Origin of the sequence: Nocardia sp. NPDC002869 (genome assembly GCF_046764065.1) — a bacterium.
Lineage (GTDB): Bacteria > Actinomycetota > Actinomycetes > Mycobacteriales > Mycobacteriaceae > Nocardia > Nocardia rhamnosiphila.
Map to the genome: position 1 here is coordinate 1 of NZ_JBKOOL010000118.1, position 18347 is coordinate 18347.

15 protein-coding genes and 1 pseudogene are annotated in these 18347 nt (G+C 67.7%); 12 read left to right on the top strand and 4 right to left on the bottom strand.

The genetic code is table 11. The features are described from left to right. Window positions 1-30 precede the first annotated feature (30 nt). Window positions 31-876: an SOS response-associated peptidase gene (locus ACLML9_RS20320; RefSeq protein ID WP_411947019.1), complete on the bottom strand. Its 846-nt coding sequence runs from the start codon at window positions 874-876 to the stop codon at window positions 31-33. A gap of 182 nt (window positions 877-1058) precedes the next feature. On the opposite strand from ACLML9_RS20320, the gene ACLML9_RS20325 reads away from it, so the two are divergent. The 3 genes from ACLML9_RS20325 to rsgA all read left to right on the top strand — a co-directional run bounded on the left by ACLML9_RS20325 (window position 1059) and on the right by rsgA (window position 4953). Then, complete coding sequence (locus tag ACLML9_RS20325; RefSeq protein ID WP_411947020.1) at window positions 1059-2564, top strand: aldehyde dehydrogenase family protein; 1506 nt, start codon at window positions 1059-1061, stop codon at window positions 2562-2564. Between the two features lie 80 nt (window positions 2565-2644). Beyond that, complete coding sequence (gene aroA, locus ACLML9_RS20330; RefSeq protein WP_411947021.1) at window positions 2645-3955, top strand: 3-phosphoshikimate 1-carboxyvinyltransferase; 1311 nt, start codon at window positions 2645-2647, stop codon at window positions 3953-3955. Continuing rightward, on the top strand, window positions 3952-4953 hold the full coding sequence (rsgA, locus tag ACLML9_RS20335) for a ribosome small subunit-dependent GTPase A (RefSeq protein ID WP_411947032.1): 1002 nt from the start codon (window positions 3952-3954) through the stop codon (window positions 4951-4953). The genes aroA and rsgA overlap by 4 nt, the downstream gene beginning before the upstream one ends. Before the next feature lie 9 nt (window positions 4954-4962). On the opposite strand, the gene ACLML9_RS20340 is transcribed toward rsgA, so the two are convergent. After that, on the bottom strand, window positions 4963-5343 hold the full coding sequence (locus tag ACLML9_RS20340; RefSeq protein ID WP_411947022.1) for a TfoX/Sxy family protein: 381 nt from the start codon (window positions 5341-5343) through the stop codon (window positions 4963-4965). 332 nt (window positions 5344-5675) lie between these two features. On the opposite strand from ACLML9_RS20340, the gene ACLML9_RS20345 reads away from it, so the two are divergent. Genes ACLML9_RS20345 through ACLML9_RS20355 form a run of 3 tightly spaced genes read left to right on the top strand, consistent with a single transcriptional unit; the run spans window position 5676 to window position 7247 of the window. Continuing rightward, the gene (locus ACLML9_RS20345; RefSeq protein ID WP_411947023.1) at window positions 5676-5909 is read left to right on the top strand and encodes a hypothetical protein; all 234 of its coding nucleotides are present in this window, start codon (window positions 5676-5678) and stop codon (window positions 5907-5909) included. Window positions 5910-5922: 13 nt separating this feature from the next. Next, window positions 5923-6888 carry a hypothetical protein gene (locus ACLML9_RS20350; RefSeq protein ID WP_411947024.1) on the top strand — a complete coding sequence of 322 codons (966 nt, stop codon included), beginning with the start codon at window positions 5923-5925 and terminating at the stop codon, window positions 6886-6888. A gap of 5 nt (window positions 6889-6893) precedes the next feature. After that, on the top strand, window positions 6894-7247 hold the full coding sequence (locus ACLML9_RS20355; protein ID WP_411947025.1) for a GntR family transcriptional regulator: 354 nt from the start codon (window positions 6894-6896) through the stop codon (window positions 7245-7247). A gap of 240 nt (window positions 7248-7487) precedes the next feature. Here ACLML9_RS20355 and ACLML9_RS20360 read toward each other — a convergent pair. Next, window positions 7488-7793, bottom strand: a pseudogene (locus ACLML9_RS20360) (ABC transporter permease); the annotation flags it as partial. Window positions 7794-8125: 332 nt separating this feature from the next. On the opposite strand from ACLML9_RS20360, the gene ACLML9_RS20365 reads away from it, so the two are divergent. Beyond that, on the top strand, window positions 8126-8512 hold the full coding sequence (locus tag ACLML9_RS20365) for a DUF732 domain-containing protein (RefSeq protein WP_411947026.1): 387 nt from the start codon (window positions 8126-8128) through the stop codon (window positions 8510-8512). A gap of 87 nt (window positions 8513-8599) precedes the next feature. Here ACLML9_RS20365 and secA read toward each other — a convergent pair whose 3' ends face one another. Beyond that, the gene (secA, locus tag ACLML9_RS20370) at window positions 8600-11446 is read right to left on the bottom strand and encodes a preprotein translocase subunit SecA (protein WP_411947027.1); all 2847 of its coding nucleotides are present in this window, start codon (window positions 11444-11446) and stop codon (window positions 8600-8602) included. 309 nt (window positions 11447-11755) lie between these two features. Here secA and ACLML9_RS20375 point away from each other — a divergent pair, with 309 nt between their 5' ends. From ACLML9_RS20375 to ACLML9_RS20395, 5 genes are all read left to right on the top strand, one after another. After that, the gene (locus tag ACLML9_RS20375) at window positions 11756-13165 is read left to right on the top strand and encodes a WS/DGAT/MGAT family O-acyltransferase (protein WP_411947028.1); all 1410 of its coding nucleotides are present in this window, start codon (window positions 11756-11758) and stop codon (window positions 13163-13165) included. A 10-nt stretch (window positions 13166-13175) separates the two neighbouring features. After that, window positions 13176-13679 (top strand): DUF6912 family protein, encoded by a 504-nt coding sequence (locus ACLML9_RS20380; protein WP_411947033.1) that lies wholly within the window; start codon window positions 13176-13178, stop codon window positions 13677-13679. Window positions 13680-13841: 162 nt separating this feature from the next. Then, the gene (locus tag ACLML9_RS20385) at window positions 13842-14996 is read left to right on the top strand and encodes a ferredoxin reductase (RefSeq protein WP_411947029.1); all 1155 of its coding nucleotides are present in this window, start codon (window positions 13842-13844) and stop codon (window positions 14994-14996) included. A gap of 230 nt (window positions 14997-15226) precedes the next feature. Then, entirely contained in the window at window positions 15227-16600 is a 1374-nt protein-coding gene (locus tag ACLML9_RS20390; RefSeq protein WP_411947030.1) for a fatty acid desaturase family protein, read from the top strand. 214 nt (window positions 16601-16814) lie between these two features. Further along, a complete protein-coding gene (locus ACLML9_RS20395; protein ID WP_411947031.1) occupies window positions 16815-18071 on the top strand; it encodes a fatty acid desaturase family protein in 1257 nt (418 codons plus the stop codon). The last annotated feature ends 276 nt before the right edge of the window (window positions 18072-18347 follow it).

Consider the following 18347-nt stretch of genomic DNA (forward strand, 5'->3'; position numbering starts at 1 on the left):
GACGGTTCACCGTCCCGGGCCGACGCGACCTCACAGCAGGGTGGTCTGCTCCGCCGCATCGGGGGCGGACGCCAGTAGTTCCGGCCCGTTGTTCTTCACACTGTTCACCAGGGTCGACACCGGCCGGGCCGCGATCTCGGCCACCAGGGCCTCGCTGGGCGGTCCGAGCAGGTCTGCGGGGGCGCGGTGATCGGGGTCGAGCCAGGCGTCCCAGTGTTCGCGGGGCATGGGCAGCGGCATCCGGTCGTGGATCCGGGTGAGGTCGCCGACGGCGTCGGTGGTGAGGATGGTGCACGACAGCAGCGGTTCCGGATCGTCGAGTGACCGGTCCCGCCAGACCGACCACAGCCCCGCCATGTACAGCCGCGCACCGTCCGGACGGGACATGAAGTACGGGTGCTTGACCACCTTGGGCTTCTTCCCGTTGCCCGGACCCGCCGGATAGGGTTCGACGAGCCATTCGTACCAGCCGTCCATCGGGACCAGGCAGCGCCGGTATTTCACCGCGTCCCGGAAGGACGGGAGCGTGGCCGCCCGGTCCGCCCGGGCGTTGAACAGTGGTTTCCCCTTGACCGGAATTCCCGGTTCGGCGGCTTTGCTCCAGTGCGGAATCAGCCCCCAGCGCATCCGCCGGATACGGCGGCTCGGTGTGTCGTCGGGGTGTTCGTGGGTATGCCGGTCGACGACCGTGACGATCTGCGTCGTCGGCGCGACGTTGTAGTTGGCCCCCGGCGCCCGGCCGCCGCGGGTCTCCGCGTCCTCCGCGGCCGTCGGCCCGCCACCGCCCGGCGCTCCGAAGCCCCCGGTCTCGTCGATGGCGTCCAACTCGACCGCGAGCCGGCCGGGGTCCGTCGTTGTCGCATACCGTCCGCACATATTCCGATACTTACACCGAATACCGACAGATCAAGACAATCCCGGGCCGGTGCGCGACAATGATGCCAGTACTTGGTGACGTGTTGAGAGTTATGTCTTAGCATTCTCTCACCGGGACGCGGCGGTCACAGGCTGCCCGTTCACGCGCGCAGCTACCGCCCTACTTCCGCAGAGGAGAACCTGTGACAACCACCGAACACGCTACCGAGAAAGAATCGGTGCTCACCTCGGTCGATCCGGCCACAGGAGCGACCCTGGCCACGTATCCGATCGCCGACGAGAAGGCGGTCGGTGAGGCTGTCGCGAAGGCGCGCGCCGCCGCTCCGGTCTGGGAGGATCTGGGCTTCGACGGCCGGAAGAAGGCCCTGCTGCGCTGGTCCAGCCGGCTGGTCGCCAAATCCGACGAGTTCTGCGCGCTCATCCACGCCGAGAACGGTAAACCGCTCGACGACGCTTTTCTGGAACTGATGCTCGCGCTCGAGCACATCGCATGGGCGGCCAAGCATGCCAAGAAGGTCCTGTCCCCCCAGAAGGTCCCCGCGGGCCCGCTGATGGCGAACTTCTCGGCCCGTATCGAATACCGGCCGCTGGGTGTCATCGGCGTGATCGGACCGTGGAACTATCCCGTCTACACCCCTAACGGGTCGCTGGCCTACGCACTGGCCGCCGGTAACACCGTGGTGTTCAAACCGTCGGAATTCTCCACCGGAATCGGCAATTTCCTCGCCGAGGCCTTCTCCGAGGCCAACCCGGAACTGCCCGAGGGCGTTTTCGTCGCGATCAACGGTTTCGGCGCGACCGGTGCCGCGCTGGTGAAATCCGGAATCGACAAGGTCGCGTTCACCGGTTCGGCCGCCACCGGACGCAAGATCATGGCCTCGGCCGCCGAGAACCTCACCCCGGTGTTGCTGGAGTGCGGCGGTAAAGACCCCGTGATCGTGGCGGCGGACGCGGATGTGAAGGCCGCCGCCGACGCCATCGCCTGGGGCGCGACCTCGAACAGCGGTCAAACCTGCGCCGGCGTGGAACGCGTCTACGTGGACAAGTCGGTCAAGGAGGAGTTCCTCGCCGAGCTGACCCGCATCCTGAAGGATGTGAAACCGGGCTCGGACAAGGATGCCGCCTACGGCCCGATGACCATGCCGAGCCAGATCGATATCGTCAAGAAACATATCGACGCGGCCCTGGCCAGCGGTGGCAAAGCGCTGCTGGGCGGCCCGGAATCGATCAAGGGCCCCTTCATCGAACCCGTCGTCCTGGTGGACGTGGACGAGGACTCGGCGGCGGTCAAGGAGGAGACCTTCGGTCCGACCGTCACCGTCACCACCGTGAACAGCATCGACGAGGCCGTGGATCTCGCCAACAACACCACCTTCGGCCTGGCCTCGGCGGTGTACTCGAAGAAGCAGGGACTCGAGATCGCCCGGCGGCTGAAGGTCGGCGCGACCTCGGTGAACTCGGTACTCGGCTTCGCCGCCATCCCCGGCCTGCCCTTCGGTGGCAGCGCCGATTCCGGTATCGGCCGTATCCACGGTGAGCCGGGTATGCGCGAATTCGTCCGCCCGCATTCGATCGCGGTGCAGCGCTTCACGATTCCCGGGATGGCGTTGCAGAGCTATCGCCGCACCCAGGCGAACATGAAGATGCTGCGCAAGATGGTTCCGCTGCTGCACGGCCGGAACAAGTAGTCCGGCCACCACCGGTGCGGACGCGATCGGTGGTGCTCGGCGACACACTGACGAGCACCACCGACACGCCTGTCGGCCCGATGCGCCAAGATGGTCGGGTGAGTTTCTGGCCAGCGCCCCATGTCGATGCCCCAGTGCATGCGACCGTCACCCTGCCCGGCTCCAAATCGATCACGAACAGAGCACTGGTCCTGGCCGCGCTCGCCGATGGCCCCTCGACCATCACCGGAGCCCTGCGCAGCCGTGACACCGGCCTCATGATCACCGCGCTGCGTGCCCTGGGCACCCAGATCATCGGCGACGCCGACACCCTTGCCGTCACCCCCGCGCCACTACGGGGCGGGCGGGTCGACTGCGGCCTGGCCGGAACCGTGATGCGTTTCGTGCCCCCGGTGGCGACCCTCGCGGGGGGCGAGACCGCCTTCGACGGCGATATCGCCGCCCGGGTCCGCCCGCTGCGCACCATCCTCGACGCCCTGCGTGGGCTCGGCGCGGATATCGAGGGCGACGCCCTGCCGTTCACCGTGCGCGGGACCGGCGCCCTGCGCGGTGGCGCCATCACCATCGACGCCTCCGGTTCCTCGCAGTTCGTCTCGGGCCTGCTGCTGTCGGGGGCACGTTTCGACGAGGGCGTCGTGGTGCGCCATTCCGGGAGCGCGCTGCCCTCCATGCCGCATATCGAGATGACGGTCGAGATGCTGCGCCGCGCCGATGTCGCGGTCGAGGCGCCCGCCGATGTCCGGGGCGAACAGACCTGGACCGTGTCGCCCGGCCCGATCCGCGCGGTCGACTGGACGGTCGAACCGGACCTGTCCAATGCCACCCCGTTCCTGGCCGCGGCCGCGGTCACCGGCGGCAGCGTCCGCATCCCGCACTGGCCGCGGCTGACCACCCAGGCCGGCGATGTGATCCGGGAGATCCTGGTGCGGATGGGCGCCGAAGCCGGTTTCAGTGACGGCGCGCTCACCGTGACCGGTCCGGACCGGTTGGCCGGTATCGATATCGATCTGCACGATGTGGGCGAGCTGACCCCGACCGTCGCGGCGCTGGCGGCACTGGCCGATTCGGAGTCCCGGCTGCGGGGCATCGCCCATCTGCGCGGGCACGAAACCGATCGGCTGGCCGCGCTGTCCACCGAGATCAACCGGCTCGGCGGGCAGGTGTCCGAAACCGAGGACGGCCTGGAGATCGTCCCCGCCCCGCTGCACGGCGGCCGCTGGCATTCCTACGCCGACCACCGGATGGCCACCGCCGGCGCGATTCTCGGGCTCGCCGTACCGGGGATCGAGATCGAGGACATCGGGACGACCGCCAAGACCCTGCCCGATTTCGTCGCCCTGTGGGAATCGATGCTCGACCCGCAGTCGGCCGGACCGGGAGCGGCTCACTGAGCCGGCGCGGCCGCACCACCGCGTCCTACGACGAATCCGATGTCCGGGTGCGTCCCGGGCGGAGTTCGCGGCCGCGAACCAAGACCCGCCCGGAACACCGGGACGCGCAGCCGGCCATGGTCGTCGCGGTGGACCGGGGGCGCTGGGGATGTGTGCTCGACGGCGATCCGCAACGCCCGCTGGTGGCCATGCGGGCCCGGGAACTGGGACGCACCCCCATCGTGGTCGGCGATCGGGTCGAGGTGGTCGGCGACCTGTCCGGCCGGCCCGACACCCTCGCGCGGATCGTCCGCGTCACCGAGCGCACCACCGTGCTGCGGCGCACCGCCGACGACACCGATCCGTTCGAGCGGGTGGTGGTCGGTAATGCCGAGAAGTTGTTCATCGTGGTGGCGCTGGCCGATCCGCCGCCACGCACCGGGTTCGTGGAGCGGGCCATGGTGGCCGCCTACGCGGGCGGTCTGGAGCCGGTCCTGTGTCTCACCAAACACGATCTGGCCGGGGACTCGGAATTCGCGGCCGCATTCGACGACTTGGACCTGACCATCGTCTATGCGGGAATCGATGATCCGCTCGACGCGACACTGGCCCTGCTCACCGGCCATCTCACCTGCTTCCTGGGACATAGCGGGGTGGGGAAGTCCACCCTGGTCAACCGGCTGGTTCCCGACGCCGAGCGGGCGGTCGGCGAGGTGTCCGGGGTGGGCAAGGGCAAACACACCTCCACGCAGTCGGTCGCGCTGGCGCTGCCGGGTGGCGGCTGGGTCATCGACACTCCGGGCATCCGGTCGTTCGGTCTTGCCCACATCACGCCCGACGATGTGATCGCGGCCTTCACCGATCTCGCCGCGGCGATCGAGGACTGCCCGCGCGGTTGTACGCATCTGGGTCCGCCCGCCGATCCGGAATGCGCGCTGGACGAACTTCCGGACAAAGCGCGGCGAGTGGCCGCGATCCGCCGCCTGCTGGTCGCGCTGAACTCCAACGACCAGTGGTGAGCATGCCGGTTACGGCAGCCGTGCGTTCTTCCGCCTCGGTGCCCGGGGTTTCGGGGTCTTGGGCGGGAGCGATCCGGCGAACCGGACGCCGCGTTCGACCCAGGTGGTGAGGTCACGGTCGTCGCGGATCGCCGCCGCCGTCACCCGGAGCCACCCGTCCAGTTCCCGGCCCTGCATCACCATGGGGGTCACCGAGACGTCGTCGACCAGCGCGGCGGCCGCCGCGGGTTCCATGCGCACCATCAACCCGCCCTCCCGGCTGACGGCGACCCCCATATGGCCGCCGATCAGGAAGGCCAGTCCGCCGAACATGCGCCGCTCGGACACCTCGGCGCCGGCCTCCACCACCACCGCCCGGACCCGCTCCGCCAGCTCTTCGTCGTATGCCATGAGATCAGTGTCCACCCCCGGGCCGACAGATTCTCCCGGCGCGGGCAGGACACAGCAGACTCGGTGGCTCGATCCGGAAGTATTCGTGGCGCGCCCCGTCCGGACCACGGCGCTGCCGCAGGGTCGGCAGCACACTCGCCTGGTCGGGGAACCGTGACGGGCAGCGAGAAAGAGCGGCCCGCACCCGCCCCGACCGACGATCTGCGCCTCGGCCTGATCGAGGCCCTCCGGCTGATGGTGTCCTGGGTGGCGACCCCACCGCGCGCGCCACCGGCGCGATTCTCGCCGAACGCGAGCGCTATCCGGAACTGGCCGAAGCCATGTACGCCCAGGTGCTCGAGCCGAAGGGCGGACGCTTCACCAGTACCGTGTTGCGGCACTACGCGGACGCCGGCCGTATCGACCCGGGCCTGCTCACCCCCGTCGTCGTCGATATCGGCGAGACCCTCGTCCTGAAGTTCTCCCTCGACTCGGGCGAACTCCCCGGCGATCGGATTCTCGCCGATACCGTCGACGTGGGCCCGCCTACCGCGACTGTTGCGTCATTTGTTATGGTTCAACCATAACAAGGAGATGCCCATGACCACCCCGAACTCGCTCCGGCTCTGCCTACTCGCCGGACTCCCGCCGATCCTGTCCGCCGTGCCCAACATCGTGTTGCTCGCCGCGGCGGCCGACCGGCTGCCCGATCCGGTGGCCACCCATTTCGCCGCCGACGGCGCCGACGGGTTCACCGGACGGGTACCGGCGATGTCCGTCTCGGCCGGCCTGGGTCTCGGCCTGGGAGTCCTGTTCGCCGCGATCCTTGTGGTGGGGGCCCGCACGAACGCACGCCGGGCCGATACTCCCCTGGACCCGATCCGGTCCCTGGTCGCCACGGCCTGGGGCGTGGGCGGATTCGTCGGCACGATCATGCTGGCGGGCACCATCGCGAACCTGGACGCCGCCGACCCCGCGCGGGTCACGCTCTCGGGCTGGGCGTTCGCGGCCGCGGCGGTCGCCGGGCTGCTGTTCGGGGCGGCGGGCCGGCTCGCCGCACCGGCGAGCCCGGTGACGCCGGGTCCGGCACCGGCCGAACCCCTCGCTCTCGGCCGCACCGAACGCATCAGCTGGTCACGGCGGGCGGTGTCACCGTGGATGCTGCTTGCCGGTGTGGTCGCCGTACTCATGGGAGTGGTGGTCGGATTCGTCGCCCAGCCGCTGACCGGGGTATTGCTGGCGCTCACCGGGGTGCTGCTCGCGCAACTGGCGCTGCTGCGGGTGGTCGTGGACCAGCGCGGCCTCACCGTGGGAACCGGCTTACTGGGCTGGCCCCGATGGCGGCTGCGGCCCGGCGACATCACGGAGGTATCGGCCGACGACATCTCCCCCCTCCGGTACGGCGGGTACGGTATCCGGGTGATCCCGGGCGCCACGGCCGTGGTGCTCCGCGCCGGGCCCGGCATCGTGGTGACGCGCCGCTCGGGGCGCCGGTTCGTGGTCTCGGTCGACGACGCCGGCACGGGTGCCGGTGTCCTGGCCGGTGTCGTCGCACGGGCGGACTGAATCCGGTGCTGATACGTGTCGACCCGGCGCGGCCCGAACCCCTGGCCGACCAGATCGCGGCCTGTGTCCGGCGGGCAATCGCCGACGGCGACGCGCCCGCCGGCACCCGGCTGCCCGGCGCCCGGGAACTCGCGGCGTCGCTGGACGTGAGTATCCATACCGTGCTCGCGGGTTATCAGCGGTTACGCGACGAAGGTCTGATCGAACTGCGCCGCGGGCGCGGCGCCACCGTCCGCGCCGGGACACCGGACGGGCGGGCGGCGGTCATCGAACTCGCCCGGCAACTCGTAAACGCCGCCCGTCGCATCGACCTCGACGAGACCGAACTGCTCGAACTCGTCCGCGCCGCCGCGCGCTGACCGTGCCGGCGAGCGCCATCGGTGCGGAACAGCCGGCCGACCCACCGCTGATCCGATCGAGTGAGGCGAATTTCCGGGGCGAGATTGCAGGGCTCGTTGTCACCGGTGGAGGCGGTGGCGACGAGTCCGACCCGCAGCACATCGCGCGCCTCGGTCCGCGGATGCCGCCAGGCCGCTTCGTGGTGGCCGACACCCATGAGAAACGCGTTGAGATGGAGTTGGTGGGACATCACTGCCTGTCTAGAGAGCTACGCGCCAGCGGGACAGCCGACGCTCGACGAACACGAGGACCGCGTTGAAGATCAGGCCGGCCAGCGCGATGGCGATGATCCCCGCGTACATATCGGGGATCTGGAAGTTCAGCTGCGCGGCGGTGATCAGATACCCGAGCCCGGCCTTCGCCCCGACCATCTCGGCCGCGATGAGCACCAGGATCGAGGACGCCGCGGCCATCCGCAGGCCGGTGAAGATGGTCGGTACCGCCGTCGGCAGCACCACCTTGTACACCAGCGCGATCTGGGAGAAGCCCAGCGAACGCGCGGATTTGCGGTCCGCGCACGCGGCTGCGAACCGTTCGCCTCGAGCCGAGTCCACACATGCACCCTCATCCGGCACGGCCCGGGGGCGCGCGCGAACACCGGGAACACACCTGGTCAACACATATTCCCGGAAATCGATCAGGCAATTGATGGGATGTTCGGCGACGCACGGCGAATCAGCAAACCGCCGGCTTCGCGCCGCGTTAATATGCGGCGCGCACCGAAGTTATTCGGCCGAGACTACGCCGAGACGTCGGCGCGACAGTCCGGGCCCGAGCCGTCGTGGCGGGCCCCGCTGCCCCACCATCCCGTCCAGCACCAACGAACACAGAAGGAACGATGCTCAAAATTCTGGCCATCGGCGCGGTCACGGCCGCGCTCGTGTTCGGCAGCTTCTCCAGTGCCTCGGCACACCCTCCCGGCGTCTCGCGGCCGGGCTCGGCGGGTGTGCACAGCCCGGCGGGCAAGGACGATTCCGTCGCGCAGCTACCCTTCACCGACCGAGAATTCCTCCGCGCCAGCGCGTTCGACGACGAAACCCGCCAACTCCAGGACGCGGCGATCGCCCTCGCGCACGCCCAGTGCGATTACCTCGGCACCTCCGGCAACACCCCGGCGAACCGCACCTATCTCGCCGAGGAAGCACGGCCGTTCGTGGAGTACCCCTACTTGTTTCTGGAAGCAGCAGTCGGTGCCTACTGCCCGCAGCACACCGGGCTGGGCTGAGCGGCAACCCCACGCGGCATTTCCGATACCCCGCCGACACGACGGCGCCGCTCCCGGTATCCGGGGTCGGCGCCGCCTGTTTCGTGGTCAGTGCTTACGACGGGTCTTGGGACCCCGGCCCTGTTTCGTCTGCGCCCGGGCCGCCTCGCGACGTTCCCGCCGGGTGCCCTGGGTCGGCTCGTCGGAGCCGTACTCCTCCGCATCGCTGTGCACCGCGGTGCGGCCGCCCTCGTCCGGCCCCGAGTAGCTCAGGCCCCGCGGGCCCGAATCGTCGATACCGCGGGCGCGCAGCGCCGGCGGCGCACCGTTGATGATCGGCAGCTTCTCGGTGGGGTACTGGCTCTCCGGCGGCACCGGCTGTGAGCCGATCGGGGAACGCAGACCCTGGCCCACCTGGACACCGTCGGGTTGCGGCTGCTGGACCTCCACCTGCACGTTGAACAGGATGCCGACGGCGTCCTCCTTCAACCCCTCCAGCATGTTGGCGAACATATCGAAACCCTCGCGCTGGTATTCCACCAGCGGATCACGCTGGGCCATGGCGCGCAGGCCGATGCCTTCCTTCAGGTAGTCCATCTCGTAGAGATGCTCGCGCCACTTCCGGTCCAGCACCGACAGCAGCACCTGGCGTTCCAGGGTGCGCATACTGCCCTCGCCGGCCAGGCCGTCGATCTCGGACTCGCGCTGCTCGTAGGCGGCGTGCGCGTCGTCGAGGAGGGTTTCGAGCAGATCCTCGCGGGTGATCTCCCCGGCCTCGCCGACCTCGGTCTCACCGGTGATGTCGCGGTGGTTCAGGCTCACCGGATAGAGCGTTTTCAGCGCGCCCCACAGCTTGTCGAGATCCCAGTCCTCCACATAGCCCTCGGCGGTGGCGCCGTCCACGTAGGCGGTGATCACATCGGTGATCATGCTCTGGACCTGGCCCTCCATATCCTCGCCGCGCAGGATCTGGTTGCGCTCCTCGTAGATGACGGTGCGCTGCTGGTTCATCACCTCGTCGTACTTGAGCACGTTCTTGCGGATCTCGAAGTTCTGCTGCTCGACCTGCGTCTGCGCGCTCTTGATGGCCTTGGATACCATCTTCGCCTCGATCGGCACATCGTCGGGCAGGTTGAGCCGGGTCATGATCGACTCCAGCGCCGCGCCGTTGAAACGGCGCATGAGCTCGTCGCCGAGCGACAGGTAGAACCGCGATTCACCCGGATCGCCCTGGCGGCCGGACCGGCCGCGCAGCTGGTTGTCGATACGCCGGGAGTCGTGGCGCTCGGTACCGAGCACATAGAGACCGCCGGCCTCCTTCACCGCCTCGGCGTCCTCGGCGACCTGCTTCTTCACCTTCTCCAGCGCATGGAACCAGTTGGCCTGGTATTCCTCGGGGGTGTTCACCGGGTCCAGGCCCTGCTGGCGCAGCAGGGTGTCGGTGATGATGTCGGGGTTGCCGCCGAGCACGATATCGGTACCGCGGCCGGCCATATTGGTCGCGACGGTCACCGTGCCGGGGCGGCCCGCCTCCGCGATGATCTGCGCTTCCTTCTCGTGGAACTTCGCGTTCAGCACATTGTGCGGGACACCGCGCTTGGTGAGCTGCTTGGACAGATACTCCGAACGGTCCACGCTGGTGGTACCGATCAACACCGGCTGGCCCGCCTGGTGGCGTTCCACCACGTCGTCGACCACGGCGCTGAACTTCGCCTCTTCGGTCTTGTAGATCAGATCGGCCTGGTCGATACGGATCGGCGGCTTGTTGGTCGGGATCGGGATGACGCCCAGGCCGTAGATCTGGTGCAGCTCGGCCGCCTCGGTCTCGGCGGTACCGGTCATCCCGGAGAGCTTGTCGTAGAGGCGGAAGTAGTTCTGCAGTGTGATGGTGGCCAGGGTCTGGTTCTCCGGCTGGATCTCGACCCCTTCCTTGGCCTCGATCGCCTGGTGCATACCCTCGTTGTAGCGGCGGCCGACCAGGATGCGCCCGGTGAACTCGTCGACGATGATCACCTCACCGTCGCGGACGATGTAGTCCTTGTCCTTGGTGTAGAGCTCCTTGGCTTTCACGGAGTTGTTCAGGTAGCTCACCAGCGGGGAGTTGGCGGCCTCGTAGAGGTTGTCGATACCGAGCTGGTCCTCGACGAATTCCACACCCGCTTCGTGCACGCCGATGGTGCGTTTCTTGATATCGACCTCGTAGTGGAGATCCTTTTTGAGAAGCGGTGCAATTCGGGCGAATTCGGCATACCACTTGCTGGAGGCGTCCGCGGGGCCTGAGATGATGAGCGGAGTACGCGCCTCGTCGATCAGAATCGAGTCGACCTCGTCGACCACGGCGAAATTGTGGCCGCGCTGAACCAGATCGTCCAGCGAATGCGTCATATTGTCGCGCAGGTAGTCGAAACCGAATTCGTTGTTGGTGCCGTAGGTGATATCGGCGCCGTAGGCCGCGCGCCGCTGCGGCGGCGTCATACCGGACAGGATCGCGCCCACCTCGAGCCCCAGGAAGCGGTGTACCCGGCCCATCCACTCGGAGTCACGTTTGGCCAGGTAGTCGTTGGTGGTGACGATGTGGACGCCGTCGCCGCCGATCGCGTTCAGGTAGGCCGGGAGCACCGAGGTCAGGGTTTTGCCCTCACCGGTCTTCATCTCGGCGATATTGCCCAGATGCAGCGCCGCGCCACCCATGATCTGCACTTTGTAGTGCTTCTGCTGCAGCACCCGCCACGAGGCCTCGCGCGCCACCGCGAAAGCCTCGAGCAGCAGGTCGTCCAGCGATTCCCCGTCGGCATAGCGCTCGCGGAATTCATAGGTCTTGGCACGCAGCTCGGTATCGGTGAGGTCCTCGTAGTCGCCCTCGAGTCCGATCACCTCGTCGGCGAGATGGGAGAGGCGCTTGACCATGCGACCCTCACCAAAACGTAGCAACCTCGTCAGTGTCAGCGCAGGCACGAGTCTCGTCAGTCCTCTGGGTCGGTTTCGGCTCCGATGTCGGCGGCGCACGGCCCGGCGACGGGCCACGAAGCCGCAGCTTGCTTCATGGTAATGCGGCTCCCATGGTAGGCGCCGCCGTGTACCCGGCCAGTGTGCCTCGTTCGACATTCGCCGGCCGGCCGGGACCCGCGCCCGGCTATATCACCGCGACCTCGCGCGCAAGCCTCCCGATTACCTATCGGAATATCACACACAATGGTGCGGGAACAGGTACCACCTGGTCACAATGGAGACCGGATTCCTGACTCCGAAGGAGCAGACATCAGGGTGATAGCGAAGCTTACACCGCAGGACGCGGACTTCTTCCGGCTGGAATCGACCACCCACCCGGTACACATCGGGTCGCTGGCCGTTCTCGACAACACCGGCGACGACGGCGAGCCGATCCTCGACTACCAGGCGCTGGTCGATCTGGTCGAGTCACGCCTGCCGCTGGTGCCCCGGTATCGCCGCAAAGTGCGCGAGATCCCGCTGTCGCTGGGGCGCCCGGTCTGGGTGGAGGACAGCCGCTTCGATATCACCTATCACCTGCGCCGTTCCGCTCTCCCCTCGCCGGGCAGCGACGACCAGCTCTACGAGCTGACCGCCCGGCTGGGTTCCCGGCCGCTGGACCCCGGCCGCCCGCTGTGGGAGATGTACCTGATCGAAGGGCTGAGCGGAGGGCGGTGCGCGATCTACACGAAATCGCACGCGGCCCTGGTCGACGGGCACGCCGCGCTGGAGATCGGCCATGTCGTCGTCGACGGGGCCGAGTCCCCGCGCGAGATAGCGGACGACGCGTGGATCCCCCGCCGCGAACCCAGCGATACCGATCTCCTGCTGGGCGCCCTCGGGCATCTGGTGGCCCAGCCCGGCTCGGCGGTGGAAGTGCTGCGCGAGGCGGGTGCGGGCACCGCCGGCTTCATCGGTACGGCCGGACGGACGGTGGAGGGCGCGGTCGCCGCAGTGCGCTCGGCGGCCAGCGGCACCCCGGACAGCCCGCTGAACGCGCGCACCTCCCGGCAGCGCCGATTCACCGTCGCGGTCACCGAGCTCGACGACTACAAACGGGTGCACCAGCAGGCCGGCTGCACGATCAACGATGCCGTGCTGGCCGTGGTCACCGGCGCGCTGCGCAACTGGCTGCTGTCGCGGAACAAGGGCCTGACCGAATCGAGCGTGCTGCGCGCGGTCGTACCCATGTCGGGCTACAGCGGAGAGCCGGGCACCGGGCGCACACTGCCCAGCGGGATCACCCCGTTCCTGATCGACCTGCCGGTCGGCGAGCCCAGTCCGGTCATGCGGCTGTCCCATATCGCCCATGCCACCGCCGAGGACGCCCGCGGCCGGCACGGCGTGCGGGCCTCGACCCTGGTACACCTCGCCGGGTTCGCTCCGGCCAGCCTGCACGCGATGAGTGTGCGGGCGGCGAGTACGTTCGCAGACCATACGTTCAATCTGGTGATCACCAACGCGCCGGGCCCGCAGACGCCGATGTTCGTCGGCGGCGCGCGGATGCTGGAGATGTACCCGGTTTCGCCACTGCTGCGCAACCAGGCGACGAGTATCGGGATCACGTCCTATGACGGGCGGGTCTGCTACGGACTCAACGCCGACCGCGAGGCGATGGCCGATATCGGGGTGCTGGCCGCGTCGGTGCCCGAATCGATGGAGGAGTTACTCGGTGCCTGCCTCTGACCGCAAGACCATGCGCGTGTACGTACCGGCCACCGTGCCGATGCTGCGCGAGCTCGTGGACAAACGCGTGCTGCACGCGGTCGGCGGGACGGCTTTCGCGCTCACGCCCGCGCTCCGCGAGGCCTATGCCTCGGGCGACGACGAAGAACTGGCCGAGGTCGCCATGGCCGAGGCCGCGCGCGCGGCACTGCGGCTGCTGGCCGAGGAGGTCCACGGTTCCACCACCCCGATGTACCGCCGCGCGGTCATCGCGGTGGATGTGGAGGGCGCGACCCTGCGCCCGGACCTGGACGACGCGGTGGTGAAACTGGACGGGCCGATCGAATACGAGCGGATCGCGTCGGTTCATCTGGACCTCGCCGAAGCCGAACCGGCGGTGGCCGAGGCGGTCGACCATGTCGATGCCGCCGACCTCGGTGACGAGGACGCCGAGTTCATACTGGGCGACGCCGAGGACCATCAACTGGCCTGGTACGCCACCCAGGAACTGCCGTTCCTCGTCGAGCTGCTCTGAGCCCGCGCTTGTGACCGGTGACCGCCGGCACGGCCGCTCGCTGTGAGCCACAACCGGGTCCGCCGACGCCGTTCACCTGGGCTCCCGCGACAACCTACGATGCCGTAACCTGGTGCCACGGCGCGCCCCGGGCGCGGAGACCACAGGAGAAGAACAGCGCAAATGGGCAGGAAACCGAACGCGATGACGGTGCGCGGTGTCAAGAACTGGCTGGAGGCACCGGCGGCCGGTATCGCGGAACGCGGCGGCAAACTGAATCTGCTGCGAGGGGCGGTGGCGCGGGTCACCACGCCCCTGCTGCCCGACGACTACCTACATCTGGCCAACCCGCTGTGGTCGGCGCGGGAACTGCGCGGCCGGGTCGTCGATGTCCGCAAGGAAACCGCCGATTCGGCGACGCTGGTGATCAAACCAGGCTGGGGTTTCGACTTCCGGTACGAACCCGGGCAGTACATCGGTATCGGTATCCTGGTCGAGGGTCGCTGGCATTGGCGGTCCTATTCGCTCACCAGCCCGCCCGACTGGGACGACCCCCGCTACGGCAAGAAGGTCATCGCCATCACGGTGAAGGCGATGCCGGAGGGTTTCCTGTCCAGCCACCTGGTCAACGGGGTGTCGACCGGGACGATCGTCCGGCTGGCCGCCCCGCAGGGCGCGTTCGTGCTGCCGTCCCCGGCACCGCCGAAGGTGCTGTTCCTGACCGCCGGGTCCGGCATCACCCCGGTCATGTCGATGCTGCGCGCCCTCGATCGCCGCGACGCGGTGACCGATGTGGTGCACATCCATTCGGCGCGGACCGCCGAGGACGTGATGTTCGCCGCCGAACTCGACGCACTGCACGCGCGGCATCCCGGATTCGTCTCCCATATCCACCTCACCGGCGAGAAGGGCAAGTTCGCCACCGCCGCCCTGGACGAGCTCTATCCCGATTGGCGGGAGCGCCAGGCCTGGGCGTGCGGCCCCCTGGGCATGCTCGACGAGGTCGAGAAACACTGGCAGGAGGCCGGCCTCGAATCGGCGCTGCACGTGGAACGGTTCGAGGTGGAGCGGTCGGCGACCACCGAGGGCGGCACCGTCACCTTCGGCAAGAGCGGCCGCACGGTCACCGTGGACGGCGCCACCACCCTGCTGGAAGCCGGTGAATCCGCCGGTGTTCAGCTGCCGTTCGGCTGCCGGATGGGTATCTGCCAGACCTGCGTGGTCACCTTGAGCTCGGGACATGCCCGCGATCTGCGCAACGGCGCGGAGCGGTTCGAAGGGGAGAAGGTGCAGACGTGCATCTCCGCCGCGGCGGGTGACTGCACACTGGAGGTGTGACCGGAGACGTCCACCCGGAGATCGGCACCTGGCGGTACGCTCGAGGTGAACACAGGCTGCTTCCCATTCCGGGAAGATTTCCGAAACCCTCTTCCGGTTTCCGCCCCCGGTCCGACACGGACCGGCCTTGTGGACGGAGTGTCCACATAAGAACGTACGGCCGGAGCGATGGCGGAGGTACGCCTGTTCCGACCTCGTCTTCGCAGACAGCGCCTAGAGAAGGGACGCCGGTGGCGATCACCGACATCAGAGCCTTTGCCCACCTGACGGCCGAAGATGTGGAGATGCTGGGGCAAGAGCTCGACACGATCCGACGGTCGGTCGAGCAGTCCCTGGGTGAGCGGGACGCACGCTACATCCGGCGCACCATCGCCGCGCAGCGCGGGCTGGAACTGGCCGGCCGGGCCGTGCTGTTCGGTAGCCGCAACCGCTGGGCCTGGGTGGCCGGTACGGCCATGCTCTCGGTGGCCAAGATCATCGAGAACATGGAGCTGGGCCACAACATCAGCCACGGTCAGTGGGACTGGATGAACGATCCGGAGATCCACTCCACGAGCTGGGAATGGGATATGACCGGCCCGTCGGCGCAATGGCGGCGGGCGCACAATTACTCCCATCACACCTACACCAACGTGCTGGGCAAGGATGAGGATCTCGGCTTCGGCATCTTGCGGATGACCCGCGACGAACCGTGGCGGCCGGTGCACCTGGTGCAGCCGATCGCCAATATCATCTTGGCCGCAGCGTTCGAATGGGGCATCGCTCTGCACGATTGGGCGATCGAGAAAGAGCTCGCCGGAACACCGCCTAAGCAGCTCTTCTCCGAACCGAACAAACTGTTCGGCCGCAAGATCGCCCGGCAGGTGGCCAAAGATTTCCTGCTCTATCCTGCGGTCACCGGGCCCGCCTTCATGTCGACCTTGAAGGCGAACGCCACCGCGAACCTGGTCCGCAATCTGTGGGCCTACGCGGTGATCTTCTGCGGCCATTTCCCCGACGGCGCGGAGAAGTTCACCGAGGAACAGCTCGCGGGCGAGACGCCCGGTGAATGGTATCTGCGGCAGATGCTCGGTAGCGCGAACTTCTCCGCCGGTCCGGTCATGGGTTTCATGAGCGGGAATCTGAGCTACCAGATCGAACACCATCTCTTCCCGGATCTGCCCAGCAACCGCTACCCCGAGGTCGCGGTCGGTGTGCGCGAGCTCTGCGAGAAATACGATCTGCCCTACACCACCGGATCGCTGGGCAAGCAATATCTGCTCGCCTTCCGCACCATTCACAAGCTCGCCCTGCCCGACCGATTCCTGCGCCGTACCGCCGACGATGCGCCGGAGACCTCCTCCGAACGCAAGTTCGCCGGGGTCACTGTGCACGCGGGGCCGGAGAACCGGCCGTGGAGTATCGACCCGGCCACCGGAAAGCGCCGCGGCCTGCGCTGGGCGTTGCACGAGGCGAAAATCGCGCTGCGCGCCAAAGCCGAGCAGGAGAAGGAAATGCTGCGCAGCGCCGAGCGCAGCCTGCGGGCCAAGGCCCGGCAGGAGCAGGACCTGTTCCGGCGGGCCCGGCACGCACTGCGAAAATCGCAGCGTTCCTACTCGGCCTGAGCGGCGCGTCGATTCCGGAAAGATAATCGCGTGGCGGGTGTAACACGGCCGCCACCGCGGACTATCATCCACACCGAGGCTCGAATGTGACGCGCGGGTGCGCTGTTTCACCCCGTCTATCATTCGACTTTGGGACGCGCAATAGGGCGCACACCACATTTTTTACGTAAATCCCCAAACCTACGGTGTCGTAACTTACGGTAGGGTAGCCGCCATGGCTATCTCGGACGTCAAGGAATACGCGCATCTCACCGAGGCGGATGTGGAGGCTCTCGGAGCCGAATTCGACGCGATTCGCCGGGACATCGAATCGACCCGGGGCGAGCGCGATGCCCGATACATTCGCAATGTCATCAGGCTCCAGCGTGCGCTCGAGATCAGCGGCCGGACGGTCCTGTTCGCCAGTTTCCTGCCCCCGGCCTGGCTGGCCGGCGTGGCGTTGCTGGGCACCGCCAAGATCATCGAGAACATGGAGATCGGGCACAATGTGATGCACGGTCAGTGGGACTGGATGAACGATCCGGAGATCCACTCCTCCCACTGGGAATGGGACAACGCGGGCCCGTCCAAGCACTGGAAGCACACCCACAACTACCTGCACCACAAGTACACCAACGTCCTGGGCATGGACGACGATATCGGCTACGGCCTGCTCCGGGTCACGCGCGATCAGCGCTGGAAGCCGTTCAATATCGGTAACCCGGTCTACAACCTGGTGCTGCAGTCGCTGTTCGAATACGGCGTCGCGATCCAGCACCTCGAACTCGGGAAACTGGCCGCCGGAAAGTTCGCGCCGGACAGCCAGGAACGGGCGGAATTCGACCGCAAGGTCGACGAGGTCCTGGCCAAGGTCAAGAAACAGGCTCTCAAGGACTACGTCGTCTACCCGTTGCTGACCGGGCCCTCGTTCTTCCACACCCTCACCGCCAATCTCACAGCGAACGTGATCCGCAATGTCTGGTCCAACGCGGTCATCTTCTGCGGCCACTTCCCCGACGGGGCCGAGAAATTCACCAAGGCCGATATCGACGGCGAATCCCAGGCCCAGTGGTACCTGCGGCAGATGCTGGGCAGCGCCAATATCTCCGGCGGCAAGCTCATGCACTTCATGACCGGCAATCTCAGCCACCAGATCGAGCACCACCTCTTCCCCGATCTGCCCAGTAACCGCTACGCCGAGGTCGCGGTCCGGGTGCGCGAGCTGTGCGACAAATACGACCTGCCGTACACCACCGGCTCGCTGCCCGTGCAGTACTTCAAGGCCTGGCGCACCATCCTGAAACTGTCGCTGCCCAACAAGTACCTTCGCCACACCGCCGACGACGCCCCCGAAACAGCCTCGGAACGGAAATTCGACGGGCAGGCGGTGTCCACGTTCGATCCCATCACCGGAAAGCGCCGGGGCCTGCGCACGGCGATCGCCGAAGGCCGGCGTCGGCTCCGTCGACGCTCGGTCGCCCTGGCGGGCTGATTTTTCCGGCGGCGGGACCGCAGGCCGGAGCTTCGGCCCCCTGCGATCCCGCCGCACCCGGCTCCCCCACCTCCGACCGGGCACAAAGCTCCCATGACGCCGGCGAGACCCGAACACTCGGCAAACTCCACCTGATCACCTGATCACCTGATCACCTGATCACCGCGGACAGCCGCACCCCTCGGTGCCGAGTTCAGCGAGGCCCACAAAGGGTCGAGGCCCGTCCCGCCGTTCAGCGCCCGAAGCGCATGCGGCGAAGCCGCGAGTCTCGGGCGC